We start from the raw sequence: 26,018 nt of genomic DNA on the forward strand, positions 1-26,018 counted from the left end.
CTCGTGCTGCTTGGGCGAACCTCGCGAGGTATCAGGCGCGGCGGCGCTGCAGGACGTCGTCGAGGTTGCTCAGGGCGCTCTGCGCCTTGGTGAGGGGCTTGGCGGCAGGCGCGGCGGGCGTGGCTGCGGTAACGCCCTGCTTCAGGGACGGCTTACCGACGGCTTTGGGCGCCTCGGGAAGGTCAAGCGGCTGGGGCGCCGGACGTTCGGCCTTGGCGGCCTCAACGTACACCGGCTTTGGCACGTCCACCGGTTCCCAGGTTGTGTCGGCCGGCGCCAGCGAAGCGGCGGCGGCGCTGGCATCTCCGGCGGCAACGGCGACGGCCAGTGCGGCTTCCCGGAGTTCCATCGCTGTCAGCGGCTTTGGCTTCGGCTTGGGCTGGTGGGCCTCTGCGTCAAAGAGCCGGCTTTCCGGCCGGGCTGCCGGACGCGCCGCGGTGTCCGTGGCGATAGATCCCTGACGCCGCACGGGGGCACTCATCGCTGAGCGGAACGCTGCGTTCACTTTGGCTTTGCGGTCACGCACAGCCAGGAAACGCAGCACGAAGACGGCTGCAATGGTGGTGGCAAGGCCGGCGACCGGCAGCAGGGCGCTTCCGATTCCGAACGGCAGAAGAACACCCGAAACAAACGCGGTCAGCAACGCCAGGACACCAATGAGGGCGATCCCCGTCCTGCCATAGCGGATCCGGAACGCGCCGCCCGTCGTAAAACTGCCGGACGTTTCCGTTGCGGTCTCGGGGCTCTTCCTGATCTCCATGGCTTTCTCCTGCTGGGCGGTGATGTTCAGTACCGTCCCGGCTCTCGGGTCCGATGATTCAATGGCTGGTACTTCCGCCAGGAAGTCGCCAGCGGCCTGGGCCTGGTGCCGGCGGTTCCGCAGAACGTAGGGCGCAACCCATACGATCCAGAGCACAACGGCAACCACAAGGATCACTGAGCTGCTTAGGGGGAAGTCCACAATCAAAACCGTATGAGCATTAGGGCAGCCGCCCCCGCATTAGCCACGGTGTGTCGCCGGCAACGTGGCAATTCATTGGATTTATGACCTTGGAAGTACCCATGCCGGGTTCAGGTCCGGCGGGTCAGGACCGGGACGCGAGCCACGGGGCGAGCAGCCCCTCCGGGACCTCGTCAGCGGTCAGCGCGAAGGACCGGTGGTCCGCCCACTCGCCGTTGATGTGAAGGAAGCGTGGACGGTAGCCTTCGTCGCGGAAGCCCAGCTTCTCAACCACGCGCAGGCTGGGGCCATTCTCGGGCCGGATGTTGATCTCCATCCGGTGCAGGCCCATTGCTTGGAAACAATGGTCAGTGGCCATGGCCACCGCCGTGGGTGCGATGCCGTGACCGGCGCGCGCCTGGTCAACCCAGTACCCCAGAGTCGCCATCATGGCCGAACCCCACACAATCGAGGAAACAGTCAGCTGGCCAACGATGACCGGGGCGGCCAACCTGGGTGTGCGCTCAGTGATCAGGAACGGCAAGGCCGTCCCCTGGGCGGCCTGGATTTTCAAGGACCGCACCATCTGCCGGTAGTCAGGCAGGGCACCGCCAGGTGCCGGATTGGATGCTTCCCAGGGCGCCAGCCACTCGCTGTTGCGCCCACGGACCTGGGTCCATTCCTTCTTGTCCCGGTACCGGATGGGGCGCAGGATCAGGTCGCCGCATTCGAGTGTCACGGGCCAGATGGGTCCGGGGCGCACGGCAGTTATTTAGCGAGGCCGGCCGTGAAGCCCGGCAGCCACTCCCGCAGACCGGGGCCAAGGTCGTCGCTGTCAATGGCGAGCTGGACGCAGGCCTTGAGGTAGCTGAGCTTGTCACCGGTGTCGTAGCGGCGGCCGCGGAAGACCACGCCGTAAACTCCGTAGCCGTCACCTTCGCCGGCTGCCAGTTCCTGCAGGGCGTCGGTCAGTTGGATTTCCCCGCCCCGGCCGGGGCCAGTGTGCTCGAGTACGTCAAAAACTGCGGGGTGGAGGACGTAGCGGCCAATGACGGCCAGGTTTGAGGGCGCCTCGTCCACGCTGGGCTTTTCGACGAGCTTGTTGATCCTGACGTAGCCTTCACCGTCGATCTCCTGCACGTCGGCACATCCGTAGGCACTGATCTGGGAGGGCTCCACCTCGATGAGGGCCACCACCGATCCGCCGGTCTTGGACTGGACTTCGATCATGGTGCTGAGGAGTTCGTCCCGCGCATCGATCAGGTCGTCGCCCAGGAGGACTGCAAACGGTTCGTTGCCGACGTGCTGCTTTGCACGCAGTACTGCGTGGCCCAGGCCGTTGGGGTCACCCTGGCGGACGTAGTGGATGTCACCGAGGTTGCTGGCTGCCTGGATGGACTCAAGCTTCGCCAGGTCGCCCTTGGCTTCCAGGGTGTCCTCCAACGAAGGAACCCTGTCGAAGTGGTCCTCCAGGGCACGCTTGTTGCGTCCCGTGATCATCAGGATGTCGTTAAGGCCAACATTGACAGCCTCTTCAACCACGTACTGGATGGCCGGCTTGTCCACCACCGGGAGCATTTCCTTGGGCATGGCTTTTGTGGCCGGCAGGAACCTGGTGCCGAGTCCGGCAGCGGGAATAACGGCCTTGCGTACTGTCTGCTGAGTGGTAGTCACTGGACTAATCTAACGGAGGGGCTGACCATTCAGTAATTATTGGTGGCTCCTGAGCCGGCGCGGCGCAGACGCTGCAACGGCCACCCTAACGGCAGAGAAGGAGCGGCATGTCCCAAGGAAGTAGCGAAGCCAAGGCGGACATCCGCGCACGCCATCGTGCGCGCCGCGCCGCGACGGACGCCACCCAGCGCGACGCGGCCGGTGCCGCCCTGGCCGTCCACGGCGCCGCATGGGCCGAACAACTGACCGGTGGGACGCCGTCGACTTTTTGTGCCTACCTGGGCGTGGCCCCAGAGCCGCCCACGCTGCCCCTGATCAGCGAACTCCACCGCCGCGGCCACACCATCCTGCTCCCTGTCTGTGAACCCGGCCGCAGGCTGAGCTGGACGTACTGGACCCCCGGCGTCGAGTTTGTCCGCAGCCGCTATGCACCGGTGCTGGAACCTGCTGGACCTCGCCTTGACCTCGGCATCATGGCGTCCGTTGCTGCCCTCTTCATCCCCGCCACGGCCGTGGACAGGGACGGCAACCGCATCGGCCAGGGCGGCGGCTACTATGACGTGCTGCTGGCCGCCCTGGCCGGGGACGGCCTCGAGATCCCGTTTGCGGCCGTCGTCTTCGAATCCGAGCTGCTTCCGGCCGGAAGCATTCCCGCCGAAGACTTCGACCGGAGGGTTCCGGCCGCGCTCACGCCCTCAGGTTTGATCCGGCTGCCGGACCCGGCCTGAGGCAGGGCTACTTTCCGGGGTGATAGAATTGGCACTCAGGCCCTGCGACTGCTAATGGACAGTTTCCGCTCAACGCAGTACAGGACCTCTCGTTTGCCCCCGAGGAGGATCACCAGTGCCCACTTATGCTTACGCCTGCAAGGATTGCGGCCACGCCTTCGACGTTTTCCAGTCGTTTACCGACAGCACCCTGACTTCATGCCCGGAGTGCCAGGGCGCCTTGCGCAAGAAGTTCAACAGCGTGGGCGTGGTCTTCAAGGGCTCCGGTTTCTACCGGACCGACTCCCGGGATGCAAAGGGAAGCACCGTTTCGGCTGCCCCCTCCGCCCCCGCGGCCGCACCGGCGCCGGCACCTGCCACCGCCGCTGCGGCCAGCTGACCTCCGGTTAAAAAGACGTACGACGCCGGCGGCACAGTTGTCCACATAGGCACCTTCGCTCCTGTCGGACGTGGTTGCCGGTACGTAGCGTGGTTCGCATGCCCGCTACCCTCTTTCGTTCCAGCCGCGGATCCGCCCCGCCGGGACTCCCGGTCCGCCGCCCGCTCCCGTCAGCACGCTCGCGGGGCGCGGGTGGCCACAGGCTGTTGTCCTTGCTGGGCCGGAACCGGCGCCTCGCAATAGCGCTCCTGCTCTGCCTTGCTGCCGGGATAACGGTCCATCAGCTCACTCCCCCGCCCGCCGATACGGTCTCGGTGTTGGCGGCGGCGCGGGATCTCCCCGCAGGCACGGCCTTGACAGCCACGGACCTGACGGCAACGAAGATCCCGCCGGGGATGCTCACTGCCGGGTCTATGTCCGACACCGGTGACGCCGCGGGAAAGCAACTGGCAGCCCCGTTGCGGAAGGGCCAACTGGTGACGGACTCCCTGCTGCTGGGTCCCGGTCTCCTGACCGGAACGCCACCGGGCTCCGCTGCCGTGCCCTTGAGGATGGCCGATGCTTCCTCCATCCAGCTCGTATCGCCCGGGCAACTGGTCAACGTGGTGCTGACCGGGGCGAACGGCTACGACCAGCAATCCCCCTCAGAGGTGCTGGCTTCCTCCGTTCCCGTCCTGTGGACGTCAGGACAAGGCGGCAAGACGGGTCAGTGGTTGGGCACCGGCGAAACCGACGGGCTGATCGTCGTGGCAGCAGCCCCGGAGCAGGCTGCCCGGCTGGCGGGGGCCTCCACACAGGGTAAGCTGTTTTTCGTCCTGGTGGGACCCGAGGGCGGGGCCGGGTGACGCCGCTGCAGACTGGAGGTCAGCCCCAGTGCGGCGGCTTGTTTTCCTTCAGCCATGCGTCGTGATCGTTGTCGGGGCCATCGCCCCAGCGCTTCGGATCATCCTCCGCAGCCTTGTTGGGCAGGATGCCCGCGGCCCCAGGCAGCTGGCGCTCCGGCACAGCCGCGTTCCCGTTTCGTGCGTCGTCCGCCTGGTCGTTACCGTGTGTATCTGCCTGATCGGCGTTCCGTGGGGTCACAACAACCGCCTCCTCACTGGCCAGGCGTCCGGCCTGGTCGTCGTTCCCTTCGTTTCCTTCGCTCGCAAGCGCGAGCGGGTCCATGTCCTCGTCAAAGAACCCGCCCGAGGCCGTGCCCCGTCCGGGCGGCAGAACATTCTCAAGGCCCAGGTAACCCGCGATCCGGTCCGCGCAGGCGGACGGGTCCGTGAAGACTTCGATGGTCCACAGCGGCATGTACCGCCAGCCCATCCGTTCCAGCAGCTGCGGACGGAGCCGGCTTCGCTCACGGACACTCATGGTGCGGTATTGCTCCGTGCCGTCCGATTCTATGGCCACCGGCCGCGGAATCTCGGCGTCGTCCTGACCCATGGTGCTGAGCGGGTCTGCTGCGGTCACCACGTCAATCACGCCGTCGTACTGGTGCCAGACGCGGGCGCCGCGGGCACGCAGCCGGTCACCAAGATCGGCGACGAGGGGATCGGCCCCAAGCGCCTGCTCACTGGCGGCGGCACGCGAGGCCGGAGTTCCGAGATCAGTCTTTCCCGCAATCTCACGGTTGAGGAGCTCGTAGAAGTCCACCGCGCCGTAGGACAGCCGCGTGTGATCGAGGTCTTCGGGCTGGAAACACGTCAGGACGTGGAGTGAACGCCGTGCACGCGTCATCGCCAAAGCGAATTTTTCCCGCCCGCCCTCAGCGGACAGGGGTCCGAAGTTGTGCAGCGCCCGGCCGTGCGGAGTGCGGCCAAAACCGGGTGAGAAGATCACGTGGTCACGGACCAGGCCCTGCGCCCGCTCAAGGTCAACCACCCGGAACGACTCGGATCCTGCGCTGAAGAAGCTGGCCAGGCCCGGGTGGTTCGGGAGCTGAAGACGAATGGACTCACCGATCCGGGCAGCATGGCGAAGGCTGGCGGTGACCACTGCCAGCGATGTGCGCGGCCGTGTCCGGGCGTGCTCAAAGACCAGCTGCACCACCCGGTTGACCTCGGCCACCACGGATTCGACGCCTTCGTGGTCGGCACTGGGCAGTCCGGTGCCGTCGGGAAGGTACTCCACCAGGAGCGCCCTATCCAAGCCCGTGGCGGACTGTCCCTCGGGGAGCCTGCGGAGGGCGCCGTCGTAAGAGTTCTTGCTCAGCTGCAGGACCAGGTCCTCGTCAACCGCGCGGTAGACAAAATTCAACCGCCAGACAGGCAGGATGGCAGACAGCGCCGAGAACGCGCTTTCGACGCGCTGGTGGGCCGCTTCACCGGCGGCCAGCCGCTCAACACCCACAGTGAACGTCCGGGGGCTGGCAATCTTGTCATCACCGAAAGCAATGACCTGCCTGGCGCGGGCGATGGCGGGCAGGACGGCCTGCAGCGACGTCGCTTCGGCGTCCAGGATGACCACGGCGTCGAAGCGCTGTTCGGCCGGCAGGAGCCCGGTCATGAGGTACGGGCTGACCGACCAGACCGGCACCAGCATGGGGACCAGCTCGGCGGCCTGGGCCGTCAGCGCGGCGAGGGTAACCCGGCCGTCCTTAAGCAGGCTCCTGAGGAGTTGGGCCTGGCGCGGGTGTTCCGCAAGCGCGGCCCGCCACCGGTCGGACAGGTCCCAGCGCAGGCGCGCCGCGCCGCTGGCAATATGGGCGTTGTCCGCGAGCCGGTATTCGGCCTCAAGCTGCCGGAGTGCGTCCCCGTCAGACATGGCCAGGTAATCGTCGCCGCTGATCATCGCTTCCAGCGCGGACTGCCACCAGGCCAGCTCAAGCTCGGCTGCGACGGACTCTGCGGGAACCTCCCGCTCCGCAAGATCGGCGAGGAGCTCCCCCAGGCCGTGCTCGCGCATGTTTTCCACAAGCAGCGTGCGCTCGGGCAGCGTTTTCAGCGTGTGGGTGTCGGCCACGAGCCGCTCCAGCCGCTCCATGAGTTCCTCATAGCGGGCCGTTGCCAGCGACCCGCCGGCCTGGGTGTGCCGGAGGGCTTCACCCAGCTGGGTCAGCTCCCGGTCCAGCGACCGGTACATCACGTTCATTTCGGCAAGGCCCGAGGGGACGGCCGGATGGCGCTGCGAGGTGGCGTAGCCGGACCAGAGGGCACGCTGGTCCTGCACCAGCACCAGCGAGCTGTGGAGATCGGTGATGTGGACGCCCGGACGGACGTACTCCTTCGCGACGCGGCGAAGGCGGGAACGCTGCATGGAGGCCATGTCGACATTCCGCTCCCGGCGCCAGGCGGAGGACGCCGTGGCGGAGATGAGATCGTTGACCGGCCTGTCGAAGATGTCCGGTGTGAACTTGTCGAGGCTTTCGCGGACAGCCACGAGGAGTTCGAGCTGCTCCCCCCACTCCGAGAAGGACGTGCCAAGCCGGATTTCGGCATGTTCGGCCACGCTGTTCATCCGGTCGCGCAGGACAGGCAGGTTCCTGGCCACTGACCGGGCGAGTTCCTGGGCCTCCTCGGTCTCCTTGCGGGTGAGCAGCCGGGCGCCGTGCCACGGGCTGGTAGTGGAGGCGCGGCTGAAGCTGCCAAGCTCGGCAGCGCGGCGAAGCCTGCCGGCGAGCTCGTTGCGGTCGCGGATGCTGTCCAGCACACTGCGCTTGAGCCGCACCGTGGTGGCGGGGGCGGGGTGGATGGAGGTCAGCTCGGCCAGTGACTGCATGGCCTGATACGGCGAGCAGCCCCAGCGCTGGCGCACGTTATGCAGGGACGCCACGTGGTCCATCAGGGCGTGCCGGTGCTCGGTGAGGGTCCGGTGGAGGTTCCCCAGCTGCGGTTCGAGTGACTTTTCGTTCCGTACGATGGCCCGCACCAGCTGGGCCTTGAGCTGCTGTGGTGTGGCTGTGCCGGAGAGCTGGAACAGGATGGATTCAAGTCCCAGCGATTCCAGTTGTGCCGATACTTCATTCAGGCTGGCCCGGCGGTCACCCACCACCAGGACTGACCGCCCAGCGTCCACCAGTGCACCGATGGTGTTGATGGCCGTCTGGGTCTGTCCCGTGCCCGGCGGGCTGCTGACCACCAGCGAGTCTCCTGCGCGGGCGGCATCAATGACGTACTGCTGGTCCGGATCGGCATCGAGAAGGAGGAGTTCGTCGTCCGGGTGGCGCGCGTCCACGCTCGGGAAGCGGGAGGGGTCCGGCGCGGGTACATCAATGACTTCACCGCTGGCCGCCTTGGCCAGGGCGGTGACCAGCGGGTTGCCCTCATTGATCCAGGGGTCGTCCAGGTTGCCGGAGAGGTCCGCAAAAGTGGACACCAGCAGATTGTGCTGGGCCTCGGCGCCATGGATGGGCCGGATGAGGGTTGCAAGCTTATCCAGGACAGGCTGGGGATCGAAGCGTGCGGTGCTGTACGCGAGGCGAGTCACGGCGTTGACGTCAAAAACAATGCCATGGATGGTCTTCAGGTGCCGGACAAGGGCCGGGTTGATGTTGGCCTGCTCGGTGAGCTGCAGTTCGTAGTCGTCCTCACCCGGGCGGACCGTGAGCGAGATTGCGGTGAGCATCACCGGCGCGGAAACCCGCTGGGGTTTGCCACCAACAGCGGAGGTCCACACAACGGTGCCTGCGGAAAGGTAACCGGCATCTATGCCACGGTCATTACCGAGTTCGAAGATTTTCGAGCGGATGTTCCGCGATGCCCGGGCCGCGACGACGTACTGCTGGTGGTCGCGGATGAGTGTGGACAACCGTGTGCGGCGGCCGGCCATGAGCTGGGCCAGACCTGACGGGTGCGCATGGGTCAGGTCAATGGAACCTTCGGGGGTCTTGGTGAAACGCAGCATGGAGTCTGCCCCGGTGACGGGTTTAAGCCCGGACAGCCATTTTCCGAGCTCCTCAGAACCCTCCGCGTGGCCTTGACCAACTGACACTACTGCCTTCTTTTCTGCGTTTGCACGTGACGCCCTGGACCATACCGGCATACTTTCGAGCGTAGCCGCAAAGGAGCCGGGATGAGAGACCGCAACACTGGATCAGGCCAAATTGCGGCGGATTTCAACGGATGACAGCAATGGCCGGCCTCCGCTGACGGAGACCGGCCACTCACACTGTTATTCCCACTCGATGGTTCCCGGCGGCTTGCTGGTCACGTCCAGCACCACGCGGTTGACGCCTTCCACCTCGTTGGTGATCCGGTTCGAAATCCGGGCCAGGAGATCGTACGGCAGGCGGGACCAGTCCGCCGTCATGGCGTCCTCGGACGAAACGGGGCGGAGCACAATCGGGTGGCCGTAGGTGCGGCCGTCACCCATGACGCCCACACTGCGGACGTCGGCCAGCAGGACCACAGGCATCTGCCACACCTCGTTGTCCAGCCCGGCGGCGGTCAGCTCGGCACGCGCGATGGCGTCCGCCTTGCGGAGCAGATCCAGTCGCTCCTGCGTGATGTCGCCGACGATGCGGATTCCCAGGCCGGGGCCGGGGAACGGCTGGCGGCCGACGATTTCCTGCGGCAGGCCCAGCTGGGCGCCGACGGCGCGGACCTCGTCCTTGAACAGTGCCCGGAGCGGTTCCACCAGTTCGAACTGCAGGTCCTCGGGAAGGCCACCGACATTGTGGTGGCTCTTGATGTTCGCAGCACCTTCCCCGCCGCCGGATTCGACGACGTCCGGGTACAGCGTGCCCTGGACCAGGAACTTGATCTTCTCGCCATGGGCCGCGGCCTCGGCGATGATGGCCAGCTCGGCCTCTTCGAACGCGCGGATGAACTCGCGGCCGATGATCTTGCGCTTGGTTTCCGGATCGCTGACGCCGGCCAGGGCGGACAGGAAGCGCTCCTGCTCGTTGGCTACATACAGCTTGACGCCCGTGGCGGCAACGAAGTCGCGTTCCACCTGCTCGGCTTCGCCTTCGCGCAGCAGGCCGTGGTCCACGAACACACAGGTCAGCTGGTCACCGACGGCCCGCTGGACGAGTGCCGCTGCAACGGCGGAGTCAACGCCGCCGGAGAGCCCGCAGATAACCCGGGCGTCGCCGATCTGCTTACGGATCCGGTCCACCTGCTCCTCGAGGATGTTCCCCGTGGTCCAGTTGGGCTCCAGCTTTGCGCCCTTGAACAGGAAGTTTTCCAGCACCTGCTGGCCATAGGCCGAGTGCTTGACCTCGGGGTGCCACTGCACGCCGTAGAGGGCCTTCTCTTCGTTGGCGAAGGCAGCCACTTCAGCGCCGGCCGTCGTCGCCAGCACTTCGAAGCCTTCGGGCGCCTCGTGCACGGAGTCGCCGTGGCTCATCCAGGTGTTCTGGTGCTGCGGCATCCCCTCGAGGACGGAGCGGCCCTCGCCGAGGATGGTGGTCTGGGTGGAGCCGTACTCGCGCAGGCCCGTCTTGTCGACCTTCCCGCCCAGGGCGTTGGCCATGGCCTGGAAGCCATAGCAGATGCCGAAGACCGGGATTCCGGCCTCAAAGAGGTCGGCGCCGACGGAGGGTGCCCCGTCCGCGTAAACGCTGGAGGGGCCACCGGAAAGGATGATGGCGGCGGGGTCCTTGGCCAGGAGCTGCTCGGTGGTGAAGGTATGCGGAACCACTTCCGAATACACATTCGCTTCCCGGACGCGGCGGGCAATCAGCTGCGCGTACTGGGCACCGTAGTCAACAACCAGCACCGGCTTCTGGGAAGTCTGGGATGCAGTGGGAGTAGTCACCGTACTAGCCTACTTTGCGCGGTTGCCCCGCCGCACATTCAGGACCGTGGGTGTGACGCAGTGAACGTCCGACGGCGGGACTCCCCCACCGCTGCAGCGTTCAGTACCGCTGTGCGGCCTGCGGGTTCGCGGCCAGTTCGGCTTCCACCTCGGCGTGCAACTTCTTCTCCACCACGAAGGACAGGAACGGCACCACGCCGCCCAGGGCCAGAAGGACGAGCTTCGTGAACGGCCACCGCATCAGAGTCCAGAGGCGGAAGTTGGAGATCAGGTACACCACGTACATCCAGCCGTGGACGATCAGCACGGCGACGGAGATGTTCGCACCGCCCACCACGCCCTTGGGCTCGGCGTCGGCGAAACCCAAGCCGAACGGTTGGCCCGTGACGGCGTTGGTGCCACCGGCAAACAGGTACTGGCCAAAGGCGTAACGTGCGATGAGTTCGGCGCAGAGCAGCAGCAGCATGGCGCCGGTGAGGTACGCCAGCACCTTGTAGAACTTCAGGGCGGAACGGATCTGCCGCTCGGTACCGCCGAAGCGGCGCTTCTTGCCCTTGCCCTGCGGAGAATCCTGCTGGACGGCCGGTTTCGGTTCGATCATGGCTTTACCTTTTGTTGGAGCTGTTCAGAAGTTGCTGGGGTGGGCGCTGTACCCAGGTGAGGATCGTCGTCGTGTTCCTCTTCGAGGTCCCGCCGATAGTCGTCCTTGACCAGGCGCCACCAGATAAACAGGGCGAAGCCGGCGAACACCACCCATTCGAGCGAGTAGAAGAGATTGAGCCAGTTGACCTGCTGCGCGGGCGGCTGGGGGCCGATTTCCAAGGGCTTCAGGGCACCATCAACCGCCGCGGCGGACAGGTCGGACCCGGACGCCAGTTCGGAAGCTGCGGCCACGAATCCCGGGTACATGCTGACGTCCCAGTAGTTGATGAGTTCGGCAACAGACACGGCGGAGGCGCGGCCGGCTTCCGGTGCGGTGGCCGGCAGCGGTGATTCTGACGGCAGCAGCCGTCCGGTCAGGTTCACAACGCCCGACGGCGGTGCGCCGGCGTCGTCGGGATCCGCCACCCAGCCGCGGGCTACTGGAATCCAGGTCTGGGGTGAAGCAGCGACGCCGGTGAGCGCGGGCGCTCCGGTCACGGCGAAGGCGGAAACCACCCAGTAGCCGTTCGCACCATTCTTCAGGCGGCCTGGCACCAGGACCTGTTTTGCGGGGTCGTAGGTTCCCTCGGCGGAGACCATCTGGTCTGACACTGAACCGGGGAAGAAGACTCCGGGCTCAAGCGTCTCCGTCAGCATCCTGACGTCCTCGGTGGCGGGACTGACCACAACTTCGGGCTGCGTGGACCGACCGAACTGCCACTGGCTGAGCAGGACAAACACCCCTGAGACCGCGATCGCGAAGACCAGGCCTGCGATCCATCGGGGCTTAAGGGCTGTTTTCCACACGTGTTAACCGTACTTCGTTCCTCTGTAGAACAACTAAACGACCAGGTACGTCCCGGCCTTGGAGTGGGGCAGCAGGGTCCCTACGTGGCGACGGAGTCGACACGAAAGGGCCTGCCCCACTCAATGGTCGAAGAACACCAGGCTGGAGTTGATGAGCTCGGCGATGACTTCGGCATCGTAGGCCCGCCGCAGCGACTCCCGGAAGGACTCCTTGGACAGGGAGCGAGCCAGGGTGGCCAGGACTTCCAGATGATCGGAAAACGAGCTTGCAGGGGTGGCGATCAGCAGAATAACCGTGGCCGGACCGTCGGCGGCACCGAAGTCCAGGGAGTGGCCGTACTTGGTGATGCCCACGGCGATGGACGTCCGCGAGACGAACTCGCTGCGGGCGTGCGGGAGCCCGATCCCGCCCGGCAGGCCGGTGGCGAGCTGGTGTTCGCGGGCGTTGACGTGCTCCAGGAACCGCGGCAAGTCCGTGACCCGCCCGGCGGCGAAGAGGCGTTCTGCCAGTTGCGCCGCGGCGTCCGACTTGTCCGTTGCCTCCAACTCCAGAATCACCAAATCGGAGGTGGTGAGATCGGCATCGTACCGGTCAAGTGGTTCCGCCAAGGCGTGTCCCTTCAGTCAGGAGAATTGCTGGTGTGCGGTGCCGCCTCAGCGCAAAGGGACGATGTCCTCCACGCCCAGCCGTGCGGCGTCGGCGGATTCGTCATCCGGCTGCTGCTGGCTCAGCCGTTCAGCTTCAACGCGTGCTATGTAGTGCTTTATTTCGCTTTCGCGCTGCACATCGCTCCAGCCAAGGACTTCGCCCATCAGTTTAGCGACAACCGGCACCGCCGACACGCCACGGTCCCAGGCCTCGATGGAGATGCGGGTCCGCCGGGTCAGGACGTCATGGACGTGCCGGGCGCCCTCGTGGGTTGCGGCGTAGACGGCTTCGGCCTGCAGGTAGTCGTCAGCACCGGGCAACGGCTCCGCCAATTCAGGATTCCGGGCGATGATGTCCAGCACCTCCGGAGTCATGGACCCGTAACGGTTGAGCAGGTGCTCTACCCGGGCCACGTGCACGCCGGACTCTTCAGCGGTCCTGCTCCTGCGGTTCCATGCAGCCTTGAAGCCGCTGGCACCGAGCAGCGGGATGGTTTCGGTACAGCTCGCCGGGACCCGCTCATCCATGGTGCGGGTGGCCTCGTCCACGGCGTCCTTGGCCATAACCCGGTAGGTGGTCCATTTGCCGCCGGCCACCACCACCAGGCCCGGTACGGGGTGGGCCACGATGTGTTCACGGGACAGTTTCGCCGTGGAATCGTTCTCCCCCGCCAGGAGCGGGCGCAGTCCGGCGTAGACGCCTTCAACATCCTCCCTGGTCAGCGGGCGTTTCAGGACCCGGTTGACGTGCTCGAGGATGTAGTCGATGTCCTTGCTGGAGGCCGCCGGGTGGGCCTTGTCGAGGTTCCAGTCGGTGTCCGTGGTGCCGATGATCCAGTGCCGGCCCCACGGAATAACGAACAGCACGGACTTTTCGGTGCGGAGAATCAGCCCCACCGTGGACTGGAACCGGTCGCGGGGCACTACGAGGTGGATGCCCTTGGACGCCCGGACCTTCAGCTGCCCGCGGTCGGTGACCATGGCCTGGGTTTCATCGGTCCACACCCCGGTGGCGTTGATGACCTGCTTGGCTTTGATGTTGAATTTCGAACCGTCTTCGTGGTTGACCACTTTGGCCCCCACCACGCGCTCACCTTCACGCAGGAAGTCCACCACCGCCATCTGGTTCACCGCATGGGCGCCGTAGTGCACCGCCGTCCGGACGAGGTTTGCCACGTACTTGGCGTCATCCACCTGGCCGTCGTAGTAGCGGATGGAGCCCACAAAGGCGTCTTTTTTCAGGCTGGGGGCGGCCCTCAGCGTGCCCCGCCTGCTGAGGTGTTTGTGGAACGGCACGCCGCGGCTGTGCCCGCCCGTAATGGACATGGCGTCATACAGGGCGATCCCGGCCCCCACATAGGGCCGTTCGAAGAACGGTTTGGTCAGCGGATACAGGAACGGCACCGGCCGGGCCAGGTGCGGGGCCAGGACCGAAAGAATCAGGCCACGTTCGTGCAGCGCTTCCTTAACCAGCCCAAAATCCAGCATCTCCAAGTAGCGCAGGCCGCCGTGGATCAGCTTGGATGACCGTGACGACGTGCCGGCGGCCCAGTCGCTGGCCTCCACGATCCCCACGGTGAGGCCGCGGGTCACGGCATCCAGCGCCGCACCGGCGCCCACGATGCCGCCGCCGACGATTAGGATGTCCAGTTCGTTGCCGGGTTCCGAGGTGGCCCTGAGCCTGGCGATCGATGCTTCCCTGGCCGCAGGCCCCAGGACCCCGCCTTCGTTTGGAACAGTGTTCACGGAACGCCTCCCTTGCCGCTGCTGCCGGTGGTAAAACCACAGTACTTCCTTGCCGCACAGTTGGGCAGGGCAGGTTCCACGAGGGAGGCGCTCCGGACGACGTCAGCGGCGTCGGCCGCCCGTCAGTTAGAGGCCGTCAGTTACCCGTGTACGGAGAAACTACGACGTCGACGCGCTGGAATTCCTTCAGGTCCGAATAGCCGGTGGTCGCCATCGAACGGCGGAGTGCGCCGATCAGGTTGGATGTGCCGTTGGTGTGGTGGCCGGGCCCGAAGAGCACCTCTTCGAGAGGTCCGACGGTGCCGACGTTGGCGCGGTCTCCGCGGGGCAGTTCGAGGTGGTGGGCCTCCTGGCCCCAGTGCCAGCCCTTGCCGGGTGCCTCTTCGGCCCGGGCGAGGGCGCTGCCCAGCATCACGGCGTCGGCGCCCATGGCAATTGCCTTGACGATGTCACCCGAGGTGCCCATGCCGCCGTCGGCAATTACGTGGACGTACCGTCCGCCGGATTCATCCATGTAGTCACGGCGGGCGGCCGCGACGTCGGAGATGGCGGAGGCCATGGGCGAGTGGATCCCCAGGGCGCGCCGCGTGGTGGCGGTGGCTCCGCCGCCGAAGCCGACCAGGACGCCGGCGGCTCCGGTGCGCATCAGGTGCAGGGCGGGCGTGTAGCCGGCCGCGCCGCCCACAATCACGGGGACGTCCAATTCGTAGATGAACTGCTTGAGGTTCAGGGGTTCATGGTCTTTCGAGACGTGCTCGGCTGACACGGTGGTCCCGCGGATCACAAAGATGTCGACGCCGGCAGCCACCACGGTCTTGTAGTGTTCCTGCGTGCGTTGCGGGGTCAGCGAGCCGGCCACCGTCACGCCGGCGGCGCGGATCTCCGCCAGGCGGGACGTGATCAGTTCCGGCTGGATGGGAGCGCGGTAGAGCTCCTGCATACGGCCGGTCACGGCGGGGCTGTTGACCTCGTCTTCGAGGGCGCCGATCTCGTCAAGGATGGGCTGCGGGTCCTCGTAGCGGGTCCAGAGGCCCTCAAGGTCCAGCACGCCGAGCCCGCCGAGCCGGCCCAAGGAGATGGCCGTCTCCGGGGACATGGCCGAGTCCATCGGGGCTGCAATCACGGGCATGTCGAACTTGTAGGCATCGATCTGCCAGGAGACCGACACGTCCTTGGGGTCGCGGGTACGACGGTTAGGGACAATCGCAATGTCATCCAGGGAGTAGGCACGACGCCCACGCTTGCCACGGCCAATCTCGATCTCGTAAGTCACGTGACCACTTTACTTGACCACGTGGGATGCGGTGGGGCGCCTCCTCTTAGGTTCATCCTGAAACTGATAGTCCACACTTTATTGACATGTTTTGTCAACCATTTACAAGTTTTGAAAATACCTTTATGTTTACTCTCGGTTACCACCTGATCCACCACGTGACCACCCATCACTCCCCTTCATACGGGCCACACCTGTGCCCGTTCCGAGAAAGAAGCTCCTATGGGACGTTCATCAATCAGGCGCCACCGCATCCTGGCCCTGTCGCTCGCCGCAGCAGTCGGCACCCTGGCCTTCGCCGGTTCGCCGGTCTTCGCCACCCCCGAAGACGGTGACCGCACTGCAGCCGGGCCGGCCGCCGTCCAAGGCACTGCGGTGCACGACGTGGCCGCCGGAGAGGCCTACACGAAGTTCATCGTCGAATTCAAGGAGACCACGGCGAACGCCACCCCGAACGGCCGCGCCAATGCCTGGGGCAAAGCAGCCAAGTCACAGGGCGTGAAGGTGCAGGAACTCCGCACCCTGGCCACCGGCGGAACGCTGATCGAGGCGGACAGGGCCCTGTCCGGGCAGGCTGCCGAAGACTTCATGGCCGAGATTGCGGCGTCCGGATCGGTCGACTACGTCGAACCTGACGCCCGCATGACGGTGGCTCTCACGCCCAACGACCCACGCTATGGCGAGCAATGGGATTTCACTGGCACCAACGGCATGCGGGTCCCCGGGGCTTGGGACGTTGCTACCGGCACCGGCGTGACGGTGGCCGTGATCGACACCGGAATCACGGCCCATCCGGACCTCGACGTGAATGTGCTGCCGGGCTACGACTTCGTCTCCGACGCCACGGCAGCGCGTGACGGCAACGGACGGGACGCGAATGCGCAGGACCAGGGCGACTGGTACGCCGCCGGCGAGTGCGGCCAGTCGACAGCCGGCAACAGCTCTTGGCACGGCACGCACGTCGCCGGCACCGTTGCAGCCGTGACCGGCAATGCCGCCGGCGTGGCGGGCGTCGCACCCAACGCCAAAGTGGTGCCGGTACGCGTCCTGGCCAAGTGCGGCGGGTCACTGTCCGACATTGCCGATGCGATTATCTGGTCAGCCGGCGGCACCGTCCCGGGCATCCCGGCCAACGCCAATCCCGCCACGGTCATCAACATGAGCCTGGGCGGGTCCGGTGCCTGCGGCAGCACGTACCAGGCAGCCATCAACTCCGCAGTTTCGCGGGGAGCCACCGTGGTGGTGGCGGCCGGCAACAGCAACCAGGATGCTTCCGGATTCCGCCCGGCCAACTGCAACAGCGTTGTGAGCGTGGCCGCCAGCAACCCGAGCGGCAGCCTCTCCTACTACTCCAACTACGGCTCCACGGTTGACCTGACCGCACCCGGCGGAGACGTCCGTGTAGCGGGCGGCGGAATCCTCTCCACTATCAACACCGGTACCTCCACACCGGGCTCCGCCGGCTACGCCAGCTACCAGGGAACGTCCATGGCAGCTCCGCACGTGGCCGGGCTGGCCGCACTCATGAAGTCCAAATCGTCCACGCTTACCCCGGCCCAGGTGGAGTCCACGCTCAAGCAGGGAACCCGGGCAATGCCGGGCGGCTGCACCACGGGCTGCGGCACAGGGCTTTCGGACGCCACCAAGACCATGGGCCTGCTGGGCGGGGTCACTCCCCCGCCGTCCGGCAACCTGCTGCTGAACCCGGGCTTCGAATCGGGCGCAGCCTCCTGGACCTCTGACCACGCCGACACGTTCGAGACCGGAACGAATGCCAGGACCGGTTCCGGCTTCGCCGGCCTCAACGGCTGGGGCCAGGCAACGTCCTACATCCTCGACCAGGCGTTTGCAGTCCCGTCCACGGTGGCCACCGCGTCACTGTCCTTCTACCTGAAGGTGCAGTCGGACGAGACCACATCCAGCGCGGCCTATGACACCCTGAGGGTTCAGGCGGTCAGCAACGGTGTGACCACCACGCTGGCCACTTACTCCAATCTCAACGAGTCCGCCGGCTATCTGCAGAAGCAGCTGGACCTCTCCGCCTACAAGGGCAAGAGCGTGACCCTGCGCTTCCTGGGTGTTGAGGACTCGTCGCTGGGGACGTACTTCTACCTCGACGACACAGCGGTGACCACCTCTTAGCCTCGGGGCCACACGAATCCGGGACCGCCGGCCACGCCTTGCAGCGCGGCCGGCGGTTCCTGCGTGGAGTGCGTGACCCTAAGCCCTGCCGTCGTCAGACGCCCTCGGCCTCCTCCACCGTCAGCTGGGATTCGAACATCCTGAAGTAGCGGCCCCGCAGCGCCACCAGTTCCTTGTGGGTGCCCTGTTCCACAATCCGCCCGTCCTCGAGCATGTAGACAATGTCGGCCTTCTCAATGGTGGCAAGCCGGTGGCTGATGGCAATGATGGTGCTGCTGCGGTCCGCGAAAAGCCGGGTGAAGATCCGGTGCTCGGCCAGTGCGTCGATAGCGGACGTCGGCTCGTCCATGACCATGAAGGTGGCGTTGCGGTAGAAATTCCGGGCCATCGCGAGCCGCTGCCACTGGCCGCCGGAGAGCCCGCTCCCCTTCCGGCCGCGCGGATCCTCCATCCAGTTGCTGACATAGTTGTCCAGGCCGTTGGGCAGCTTGTTGATGAACTCCAACGCTTCGGCGTCGCTGGCTGCCTGGCGGATCCGTTCGTCGTCACGGGGCGGGTCCACGTCGCCAAAGCGGATGTTGTCGGCAGCCGTGGCGAATTCGTACTTGAGGAATTCCTGGCTCAGGACGGCCAGGTGGCGGTGCCAGGACTTAACGTCGACGGCGGCGAGGTCGACGCCGTCGAGCATTACCTGCCCGGAATCCGGGCGGTAGAGTCCGGCGAGGATCCGGATCAGTGTGGACTTCCCCGCCCCGTTCTCACCCACGACGGCGATGTGCTGGCCTTCGCGGATGGTCATGCTGATGCCGCGGATCACCTCGGTGTCGCCGCCCGTGTAGGTGAAGCGGATGTCCCGCAGTTCCACAGTTTTGGGCGCCTGGAGCAGCGGCGGTGAATGGTCCGAATGAACCGGCATTGCCATGAACAGCTCGTAGTCCTTGAGGTTGGCGAGATCCTCGTCGATCGAACTGAGGGAGGACACCAGGCTGTTGGCTGTGGACAGTGCGCGGCTGACGATCTGCTGGACATAGAGGAACTGGCCAACGGGCTGGGCACGGGCGATGATCTGGCCCACCACCCAGATCAGGGAGATCACCTCGGCGCCGTACTGCAGGGCATCGGCGGCGAGCTGCTTGGGGATGTAGCGCTTCTGGAAGTCCAGGCGGCGCCGCTCGTCAGCATCGCGCAGCTGGGAACGAAGGTCCATCAGGTAGCCCACGATCCCGTAGAGCCGCATTTCGGCGATGTGCTGGGGGCGGAGCAGGTTGGTTTCGATCATCCGGCGTTGCCGGCGGGAGTCCACCTGGGTGTTCCAGTGGGCGATCTGTTCGCGCGAGAGCTTGAACTGCAGGTAGACGCTGGGCACAATCGCCACCAGGACAATCACGGCGATCCACCAGCTGACCAGCAGCAGGGCGCCCACGGCCAGGATCACGGAGACCAACTGGGTGAAGATAGCCGCGATCCTGTCCAGCACGCGGGCATAGGAATCGGAAAACCGTTTGGCCCGGTCGTAGAGGTCCACGGTTTGCTTATCGTCATAGCGCCAGAACTCCAGCGCCAGGAAGCGCTCGTACATCTGGTCGCCCACGATGGCGCCCACCTTGAAGCTCATAAGCTGCTGGATGTAGCGGTCCACGCTGCTGAAGCCGCCCCACAAGAGCCCCAAGGCAGCCGTGATGATGACGTACACAATGGCCTGTTGGCCTGCTGCGGAATCACCGGCGTAGGCGGCCGCCAGGGCCGTGGTGGTCAGCGCTGCGAAGTACGTGGTCACCAAAGGCAGCGTCGCCGAAATGAGCGAACCGACTACTTTCATTACGACGGCGGCTGGCGAAGCCTGGAAGCTGACCCGCAGCACCTGCGCCACGGCCCGGGCGTAAGGCCGCAGCGCCAACCGCCGCTGAGGGTCCTTTTTTGGGTTCAGTTCGGCGGGATGGCGTGGTCGGGACATGGCTCCAACCGCCGGGGACTAGCGCGAACCGTAGTTCGGGGCCTCCACGGTCATCTGGATGTCGTGCGGGTGCGATTCCTTGAGGCCGGCCGGCGTGATGCGGACGAACTTGCCGCGGACCTTGAGCTCCGGAATGGTGGGGGCGCCGGTGTAGAACATGGTCTGGCGGAGGCCGCCCACCAGCTGGTACGCCACCGAGGCGAGCGGGCCGCGGTAGGCGACGCGGCCTTCGATGCCCTCGGGGATGAGCTTGTCATCACCGGAGACATCTGCCTGGAAGTAACGGTCCTTTGAGTAGGAGGTGTTCTTGCCGCGGGACTGCATGGCGCCCAGCGAGCCCATGCCGCGGTAGCTCTTGAACTGCTTGCCGTTCACGAAGATGAGCTCGCCCGGGGACTCGTCGCAACCGGCCAGGAGGGAACCCAGCATGACGGTGTCGGCGCCGGCAACCAGCGCCTTGCCGATGTCGCCCGAGTACTGCAGGCCGCCGTCGGCGATCAACGGAACGCCGGCCGGGATGGCTGCCTTGGCGGACTCGTAAATGGCGGTGATCTGCGGGACGCCCACGCCGGCCACCACGCGGGTGGTGCAGATGGAGCCGGGGCCCACGCCCACCTTGATGCCGTCGGCACCGGCGTCGATCAGGGCCTGGGCACCTTCGCGGGTGGCAGCCTGGCCGCCGATGATGTCCACGTGCGCTGCTACGGGATCGGACTTCAGGCGGCGGATCATGTCCAGCACACCCTGGGAGTGGCCGTTGGCCGTGTCAACGAACAGTGCATCGACTCCGGCGTCGACCAGTGCCATGGCGCGTTCCCAGCCGTCACCGAAGAAGCCGATGGCGGCACCGACGCGGAGCCGGCCCTCATCGTCCTTGGTGGCCAGCGGGTACTGCTCGGCCTTGGTGAAGTCCTTGGTGGTGATGAGGCCCTTGAGCCGGCCCTGCTCGTCAACGAGCGGAAGCTTTTCGATCTTGTTCGTGGCCAGCTTGTGGGAGGCTTCCTCACGGCTGATGCCTACGTGCCCGGTGATCAGCGGCATCTTGGTCATCACGTCGCTGACCAGCCGCAGCGGGAAGTCGGCTTCGGGCACAAAGCGGGTGTCGCGGTTGGTGACAATACCGAGGAGCCGCATGCCCTCGTCCACCACGGGGAGGCCGGAGACCCGGTACTGCGAGCAGATCTCGTCCAGTTCGGCCAGCGTGGCCTCGGGGCCGATGGTCAGCGGGTTGGTGATCATCCCGGATTCGCTGCGCTTCACGCGGTCCACCTGGTCGGCCTGGTCCTGGATGGACAGGTTGCGGTGGATGACGCCCAGGCCGCCCTGGCGAGCCATGGCAATGGCCATCCGGGATTCGGTAACCGTGTCCATGGCGGCGGACAGCAGCGGTGTGTGAACGGTGATCCGCTTGGAAATCCGCGAAGACGTGTCAGCCTCGGACGGGATGACGTCCGTGTGGCCCGGGAGGAGCAGGACGTCGTCGTAGGTCAGGCCGATGAAGCCGAAAGGATTGTGCTCGGGCTGGGTCATGAGTGCGCCTCTTACCTTGGTTACGGGTTCACGGGTAGGGGTTGCAGCTAATGACCAGCCCGTCATTACGGGACTGGTCCGTGCAGGGCCTTAGTACATTCGAGTGCCTCATGCACGGGAACCATGCAGAAAGCTTTGAGTAAATATTAGAACCTCGACGCGGATCCCCCTATTCCGGGAGCACATTGTGAGCAACGGCACCCAATAACCGAAGGCCGCGTGTCAGTTCCAGCCCGTCGCCGCCAGCAGCCGCTCCTCAAACATGGGAATCATGCTTTCCACATACGTCCGGCTCAGGTGGTTGTCGTCCTTGTACACGTAGACGTTGCCTACCACGGCCGGGCAGATGCCGCCGGCGCAGATGAAATCGCTCAGGTCCATCAGGTGCAGCCCGTCCACCTTCCCGCGGTAGCTCTCCAGCGGTGACGGCTCCACCAGGGATTCGTTCAGCGGCGGGTTGCACGCCGGGGCGTCCGCACTGTGGCGCTGGACGCACTCGGGCATGTTGATGGTGAAGCGCGGGTTGTCCCGGATGCCGACGATCTCGATGCCGGCATCCGCGATAGGCTGGATGCCTTCGAGGTACGCCGGCACCTCGGTCTCGAACGGGGCTTCCTCATGGGTCAGGGTGGCCACGGTAAAGACGGCATCCGGCCGGTGCTCCAGCACGTACGCTGCGCTGGCCCGGTTGTAGGCGTTGCACTCGGCGTTCCGGGTCTCGGATTCGGCCCCGAAACGGCATGCCGGCATCAGCAGGGTGACCAGCTCCCAGCCGCGGGCTTCCGCGATGGGAGCCAGTGCGGCCAGATACTGCTGGGCATGGGAGTCACCCAGGACAACGATCCGTTTGGTGGGTTCGCCTTCGGGGAGCGCCTGCCGGCAGCCTTCAAGAACAGGGTCCCCCGTGGCATTCGCTCCCGTACAGGCCTGGTGGATTCCGGCCCAGTCGTTGTCCAGGGCGGTGGGCCCAGGAATGATCCTGCCCTGCGGTGCCGGTGCTCCGGCGTTACCGGGGGTCAGCAGGGCCGCTCCCGGCGTCAGCTCGCGGGGCTGGGCGGCGGTGGCGGCTTCCTCCGCGGTGAGGCTCGTCTGCCAGACCGCCACGGGTCCGGCCAGCAGGACACAGCAGGAAACCACGACGACGGCGGTGCGCCAGGTGCGCACCTGCGGCCAGCGCCACTCCCGGAGGGGTTTTTCCACAAAGCGGGTGGTGAGGACGGCCAGGACCACCGAGGCGGCGATGATCGCGGCGCCCTGGATGAGGTTGGGGGCCTCAACGCCGGTAGCGGCCAGCGCAAGCACTAGGACGGGCCAGTGCCACAAATAGAGGGCGTAGGAGTTGTCACCCAGGGAAACCAGCGGCTTCCAGCCCAGGAGGCGGTCCACACCAAACCGGCTCCCGCTCTGCCCGGCCACAATGATCGCGGCTGCGGCCAGCGTGGGCCACAGTGCCACGAATCCGGGGAACGCCCGGTCCACGGTCAGCAGCAAACCACAGGAGACCATGGCCACCAGGCCGGCCCAGCCGAGCACGACACGCAGGAGTTTTCCGGGTTTCAGGTACGGCAGGGCAAGGGCCAGCAGCGAGCCCAGCGCAAATTCCCAGAGCCGCGTCCGGGTGTCGAAGTAGGCGTAGGCCTGGTTTGTGGCCGTCTGGTCAATCGAGAACGCGAGCGAGGCAACGAGGACGCCGGCGAACGCGGCTGCCACCACGGCGCGGTAGCTGGCGTTGTACCGGTGCCGGAGGAGCCGCCACACAACAGCGGAAGCGGCGAAGACGAGAGGCCACAGGATAAAGACCTGTCCTTGGATGGACAGGGACCAGAAGTGCTGCAGGGGGCTGGCCGCGGCATGCTGCTGGGCGTAGTAATCCACGGCGGTATCCGCCAGCAGCCAGTTCTGCCGGTACAGCAATGCCGCCCAGGCCTGGTCCAGGATGACGGGCCAGCGGCCTTGCGGGAGGACCAGCCAGGTGCCTGCCAGGACCCCGAGGATCACCACGACGGCGGCCGGCAGCAGCCGCTTGAAGAGGTGCAGCCAGTGCCGGAGGAGATTGAGGGAGGTGCCGGCCTCCACCTTCCGGACGAAGGACAGCGTCAGCAGGAAGGCCGAGATCAGGAGGAAGATATCCACCCCGCCGGACACCCGGCCAAGCCACACATGGTAGGTCACCACCATCAGGACGGCGAGCGCGCGGAGGCCTTGGACTTCGGGACGGAAGGTCGGTTTCCGGGCAGGCTTCCGCTCGCCGGTTTTTGCGTCCAGCGCAGTGCGCGGAGCAGCCTCGGCTGGTGCACTGGACACAGAGGACCTCTCCAAGCGGGTAAGCAAAGCATCAAGCCTACGGAGCCGCGCGGCCGATGGCCAATCAACGGCCGCCTTCGAGCCCCTCGGAGAGCGCCACAAACTATGCTGGCCACAGGCCAGCGAAGGGAGACCAAGTGATTGTGCAGCTGCGGATCTGTGTGCCCAGTGAACTGTCGGCAGTGACGCTGGACGCTTGCAAGGAGCACACGGGAACCGCCGAGGTAGCGCTCTTTCCGGGAGCATCCGTGTCGCCGCAGGGCGATGTCATCGACGTCCAGGTTGCCAGGGAAGCGGTGGAGGAACTGCTTGAAAAACTCCACGTCCTGAAGGCGCAGGAGGTGGGATCCATTGCCATCTCCATGCCGGAACTCGTCCTGTCCCGGCGCGCGGACAAAGCGGAGGCGTCTGCCCCCGGAGACGGCGCAGACGCCTTGATCTGGGACGAGGTCACCCGCCAGACGGGCGAGGACTCCCGGCTCACGTGGAGCTACCTTGCCTTCCTGATACTGGCCACGCAGCTCGCCGCCATCGGCATCGTGACGAATTCCACCATTGCCATCGTGGGGGCGATGGCCGTGGGGCCGGAGTTCGGCCCCCTGGCGGCGCTGGCAGTGGCCTTGGCCCGGCGCCAGTGGGCACTCGGCCGGCGTGCTGCCCTGGCGCTTGGTGTGGGATTCCCGCTGGCCATGCTGCTGGCGGCCTTGACCACGTGGGTCTCCGCGGCACTGGGCCTCTTCGCGGACAACACCCTGGACACAGGGTCTGCGGTGGAGTTCATTTACCACCCGGGACCCTATTCCCTGATCGTGGCCGTTCTGGCCGGCACGGCGGGCATGCTGTCCGTCATCAGCCGGCGGTCAGCGGCACTCATCGGTGTCTTCATCTCCGTGACCACAGTTCCTGCTGCCGGGTTTGTGGCCGTAGCACTCGTGCTGGGCGAGTTTGAGAAAGCAACGGGGTCGGCCCTGCAGCTGGCGCTCAACCTGATGGGCATCGTGGCGGCGGCAGTTCTGGTGCTGTTCTTCTACCGGCTGGTTTCCCGGCGCTTGCCCGAAGCCGCCGCCCGGCGCCTCAGATGGCAGCTGACGCGGACTCGCGGGTGACCGGAACCGGGATCCGGCCCGCCAGATAGCGCGCATCACGGCATGCCCCGGGCAGCGTTGCCGACGCCGCCGCGTACATAAATTCCTGGCCCAGGAAGAACAGCCCAGGGGTATCCAGTGCCACGCCGCGCCGCTGCCTGGGCAGCGCGCCGCCGTCGAGCATTACCGGATCCATCCAGCCGAAGTCATCCCGGAACCCGGTGCACCAGATTACGTTTGAAACCTCCAGCCGGGTCCCGTCCGCGAGCACCGGCAGCCCATTCTCCACCCCGGCAATCCGCGGCACGCGCCTGACGCCAGCGGCGGCCAGGTCTTTGGACTTTGTCCTGATCAGGGGCGCCGCGTGGGCCGTGAAGGCCGGTGCAGCTTTGCGGCCGATCGGGTTGTTGAGGGTGAGGACGTGGAGTCCGACGAACCGCACCACGGGCAGGAAGTACCGTGCCGCCGTCGGGCCGTGCTTGACGGGAATCTCACCGCCGGGCTTGCCGGCCACGATGGTGGGATGCGTCCGGGACACTTCAAGGCCAATCTCCGCTCCCGAGTTCCCCAGCCCTACTACCAGGACGGGGCCCTCCTGCAGCTGCCCCAGGTTGCGGTATTCACTGGAATGAAACTGGACGACGGCGGCGTTCAGTTCCGCAGCGAAGTCCGGTAGCTTCGGCGCTTGGCTGCAGCCGGTGGCCACCACCACGTTGTGCGCCTCCCAGCGCCGGCCGTTGGAAGCGGCGACAAACCGGTTCCCGTCCCGCCACAGGTGTTCGATCGGCACACTGTTGAGGACGGGCAGGCCGAACTTTTCGGCGTAGCCCTCAAGGTATCCGGCAACGTCATCCTTGCTGGGGAAGGACAGCGGGTCCGCCGGGAACGGCATTCCCGGCAGTCCGTCGTATTTTGCGGGCGTAAAAACCCGCAGCGAATCCCACCGCTGGCGCCAGGCGTCGCCGGTTCTTGGATGTGCGTCCAGGATGAGGAACGTGCGGTTTTGCTGTTTCAGGTAGTGGCCAAGGGCTAGGCCTGCTTGCCCGCCACCGATGATCAGGGTGTCCAGCGTGCCGGTCACGCCGTTGTTGTTCATGGCTGCTCTCCTTTGGTATCCGAGGTGATGGTGATGGCTGAACCTTCCGGGGGCTGGTCCGCCCGGCTGTCCTGTCCGTCGTCCCGGTACCGGAGCCACCATGCCAGCATCAGCGCGGATGCCAGGAGGTAGGCCAGGTGCAGGGCCCAGATGGGTCCGGCAGGGAGGTTGAAAACGTACACGGTGTGGACCGCGTTGGCCACGTTGGTTAGCATCAGGTTGCTGAGGCTGTAGGAAGCCAGGTCCTTGGTCCGTGCCGCTTTGACCAGCATCGGCAGCATTCCCACGGCGAACAGCACGGTGGAAAGTGTGCCGGCAAGTACTGGAAGGTTCATGCTTTGAGGCTATGGCCGTGCCCTTGCCGGCCGCGTCCGCCAAAA

General features: G+C 65.9%; 20 protein-coding genes. 5 read left to right on the forward strand and 15 right to left on the reverse strand.

The features are described from left to right. Positions 1 to 31: 31 nt before the first annotated feature. The 3 genes from ACX80X_RS02450 to galU form a co-directional block, all read right to left on the reverse strand. A complete protein-coding gene (locus ACX80X_RS02450; RefSeq protein ID WP_252598653.1) occupies positions 32 to 937 on the reverse strand; it encodes a hypothetical protein in 906 nt (301 codons plus the stop codon). Positions 938 to 1,085: 148 nt separating this feature from the next. Further along, entirely contained in the window at positions 1,086 to 1,703 is a 618-nt protein-coding gene (locus ACX80X_RS02455; protein ID WP_252567513.1) for a GNAT family N-acetyltransferase, read from the reverse strand. Positions 1,704 to 1,708: 5 nt separating this feature from the next. After that, positions 1,709 to 2,614 carry a UTP--glucose-1-phosphate uridylyltransferase GalU gene (gene galU / locus ACX80X_RS02460; RefSeq protein ID WP_058931809.1) on the reverse strand — a complete coding sequence of 302 codons (906 nt, stop codon included), beginning with the start codon at positions 2,612 to 2,614 and terminating at the stop codon, positions 1,709 to 1,711. 107 nt (positions 2,615 to 2,721) lie between these two features. On the opposite strand from galU, the gene ACX80X_RS02465 reads away from it, so the two are divergent. The 3 genes from ACX80X_RS02465 (at position 2,722) to cpaB (ending at position 4,566) form a co-directional block, all read left to right on the forward strand. After that, positions 2,722 to 3,342 (forward strand): 5-formyltetrahydrofolate cyclo-ligase, encoded by a 621-nt coding sequence (locus tag ACX80X_RS02465; protein ID WP_252598334.1) that lies wholly within the window; start codon positions 2,722 to 2,724, stop codon positions 3,340 to 3,342. Positions 3,343 to 3,457: 115 nt separating this feature from the next. Next, on the forward strand, positions 3,458 to 3,721 hold the full coding sequence (locus ACX80X_RS02470) for an FmdB family zinc ribbon protein (RefSeq protein ID WP_111908424.1): 264 nt from the start codon (positions 3,458 to 3,460) through the stop codon (positions 3,719 to 3,721). 98 nt (positions 3,722 to 3,819) lie between these two features. Next, a complete protein-coding gene (gene cpaB / locus ACX80X_RS02475; protein ID WP_252598335.1) occupies positions 3,820 to 4,566 on the forward strand; it encodes a Flp pilus assembly protein CpaB in 747 nt (248 codons plus the stop codon). A gap of 19 nt (positions 4,567 to 4,585) precedes the next feature. Here cpaB and ACX80X_RS02480 read toward each other — a convergent pair whose 3' ends face one another. The 7 genes from ACX80X_RS02480 to ACX80X_RS02510 form a co-directional block, all read right to left on the reverse strand. Next, positions 4,586 to 8,692: an AAA family ATPase gene (locus ACX80X_RS02480; protein ID WP_252614203.1), complete on the reverse strand. Its 4,107-nt coding sequence runs from the start codon at positions 8,690 to 8,692 to the stop codon at positions 4,586 to 4,588. A 129-nt stretch (positions 8,693 to 8,821) separates the two neighbouring features. After that, the gene (gene guaA, locus ACX80X_RS02485; RefSeq protein ID WP_252598337.1) at positions 8,822 to 10,411 is read right to left on the reverse strand and encodes a glutamine-hydrolyzing GMP synthase; all 1,590 of its coding nucleotides are present in this window, start codon (positions 10,409 to 10,411) and stop codon (positions 8,822 to 8,824) included. Positions 10,412 to 10,511: 100 nt separating this feature from the next. Beyond that, positions 10,512 to 11,012 (reverse strand): DUF3817 domain-containing protein, encoded by a 501-nt coding sequence (locus ACX80X_RS02490; protein ID WP_252598338.1) that lies wholly within the window; start codon positions 11,010 to 11,012, stop codon positions 10,512 to 10,514. Next, the gene (locus ACX80X_RS02495) at positions 11,009 to 11,860 is read right to left on the reverse strand and encodes an SURF1 family protein (RefSeq protein WP_252598339.1); all 852 of its coding nucleotides are present in this window, start codon (positions 11,858 to 11,860) and stop codon (positions 11,009 to 11,011) included. Before ACX80X_RS02495 ends, ACX80X_RS02490 begins: the two co-directional genes overlap by 4 nt. 120 nt (positions 11,861 to 11,980) lie before the next feature. Beyond that, complete coding sequence (locus ACX80X_RS02500; RefSeq protein ID WP_141141159.1) at positions 11,981 to 12,469, reverse strand: PTS sugar transporter subunit IIA; 489 nt, start codon at positions 12,467 to 12,469, stop codon at positions 11,981 to 11,983. 45 nt (positions 12,470 to 12,514) lie between these two features. Further along, positions 12,515 to 14,254, reverse strand: coding sequence for a glycerol-3-phosphate dehydrogenase/oxidase (locus tag ACX80X_RS02505; RefSeq protein WP_252598340.1), 1,740 nt, complete (start codon positions 14,252 to 14,254; stop codon positions 12,515 to 12,517). A gap of 136 nt (positions 14,255 to 14,390) precedes the next feature. Beyond that, on the reverse strand, positions 14,391 to 15,527 hold the full coding sequence (locus ACX80X_RS02510) for a GuaB3 family IMP dehydrogenase-related protein (protein ID WP_252598341.1): 1,137 nt from the start codon (positions 15,525 to 15,527) through the stop codon (positions 14,391 to 14,393). A 222-nt stretch (positions 15,528 to 15,749) separates the two neighbouring features. Here ACX80X_RS02510 and ACX80X_RS02515 point away from each other — a divergent pair, with 222 nt between their 5' ends. Further along, positions 15,750 to 17,669: a S8 family peptidase gene (locus tag ACX80X_RS02515; protein ID WP_459311116.1), complete on the forward strand. Its 1,920-nt coding sequence runs from the start codon at positions 15,750 to 15,752 to the stop codon at positions 17,667 to 17,669. 94 nt (positions 17,670 to 17,763) lie between these two features. Here the strand turns inward: ACX80X_RS02515 and ACX80X_RS02520 are convergent, their stop codons facing one another. From ACX80X_RS02520 to ACX80X_RS02530, 3 genes are all read right to left on the reverse strand, one after another. Beyond that, on the reverse strand, positions 17,764 to 19,623 hold the full coding sequence (locus ACX80X_RS02520; protein WP_459311118.1) for an ABC transporter ATP-binding protein: 1,860 nt from the start codon (positions 19,621 to 19,623) through the stop codon (positions 17,764 to 17,766). A gap of 18 nt (positions 19,624 to 19,641) precedes the next feature. Continuing rightward, positions 19,642 to 21,153, reverse strand: coding sequence for an IMP dehydrogenase (gene guaB, locus ACX80X_RS02525; RefSeq protein ID WP_104062565.1), 1,512 nt, complete (start codon positions 21,151 to 21,153; stop codon positions 19,642 to 19,644). Between the two features lie 222 nt (positions 21,154 to 21,375). Further along, positions 21,376 to 23,418 carry an acyltransferase family protein gene (locus ACX80X_RS02530; protein WP_252598654.1) on the reverse strand — a complete coding sequence of 681 codons (2,043 nt, stop codon included), beginning with the start codon at positions 23,416 to 23,418 and terminating at the stop codon, positions 21,376 to 21,378. Between the two features lie 176 nt (positions 23,419 to 23,594). Here ACX80X_RS02530 and ACX80X_RS02535 point away from each other — a divergent pair, with 176 nt between their 5' ends. After that, a complete protein-coding gene (locus ACX80X_RS02535) occupies positions 23,595 to 24,563 on the forward strand; it encodes a DUF389 domain-containing protein (protein WP_459308507.1) in 969 nt (322 codons plus the stop codon). Here ACX80X_RS02535 and ACX80X_RS02540 read toward each other — a convergent pair. Continuing rightward, on the reverse strand, positions 24,532 to 25,638 hold the full coding sequence (locus tag ACX80X_RS02540) for a flavin-containing monooxygenase (RefSeq protein WP_459308505.1): 1,107 nt from the start codon (positions 25,636 to 25,638) through the stop codon (positions 24,532 to 24,534). The genes ACX80X_RS02535 and ACX80X_RS02540 overlap by 32 nt on opposite strands. Continuing rightward, positions 25,635 to 25,973 (reverse strand): hypothetical protein, encoded by a 339-nt coding sequence (locus ACX80X_RS02545; protein WP_252608945.1) that lies wholly within the window; start codon positions 25,971 to 25,973, stop codon positions 25,635 to 25,637. Before ACX80X_RS02545 ends, ACX80X_RS02540 begins: the two co-directional genes overlap by 4 nt. Positions 25,974 to 26,018: the final 45 nt, after the last annotated feature.

Source organism: Pseudarthrobacter sp. MDT3-1, assembly GCF_054510755.1.

What these genes read in the sequence shown, in the direction of transcription:
- ACX80X_RS02465 (WP_252598334.1), top strand. Translation starts at nt 2,722, where the DNA reads ATGTCCCAAGGAAGTAGCGAAGCCAAGGCGGACATCCGCGCACGCCAT.
- cpaB (WP_252598335.1), top strand. Translation starts at nt 3,820, where the DNA reads ATGCCCGCTACCCTCTTTCGTTCCAGCCGCGGATCCGCCCCGCCGGGA.
- ACX80X_RS02480 (WP_252614203.1), bottom strand. Translation starts at nt 8,692, where the DNA reads ATGCCGGTATGGTCCAGGGCGTCACGTGCAAACGCAGAAAAGAAGGCA.
- ACX80X_RS02490 (WP_252598338.1), bottom strand. Translation starts at nt 11,012, where the DNA reads ATGATCGAACCGAAACCGGCCGTCCAGCAGGATTCTCCGCAGGGCAAG.
- ACX80X_RS02515 (WP_459311116.1), top strand. Translation starts at nt 15,750, where the DNA reads ATGGGACGTTCATCAATCAGGCGCCACCGCATCCTGGCCCTGTCGCTC.
- ACX80X_RS02520 (WP_459311118.1), bottom strand. Translation starts at nt 19,623, where the DNA reads ATGTCCCGACCACGCCATCCCGCCGAACTGAACCCAAAAAAGGACCCT.
- guaB (WP_104062565.1), bottom strand. Translation starts at nt 21,153, where the DNA reads ATGACCCAGCCCGAGCACAATCCTTTCGGCTTCATCGGCCTGACCTAC.
- ACX80X_RS02540 (WP_459308505.1), bottom strand. Translation starts at nt 25,638, where the DNA reads ATGAACAACAACGGCGTGACCGGCACGCTGGACACCCTGATCATCGGT.
- ACX80X_RS02545 (WP_252608945.1), bottom strand. Translation starts at nt 25,973, where the DNA reads ATGAACCTTCCAGTACTTGCCGGCACACTTTCCACCGTGCTGTTCGCC.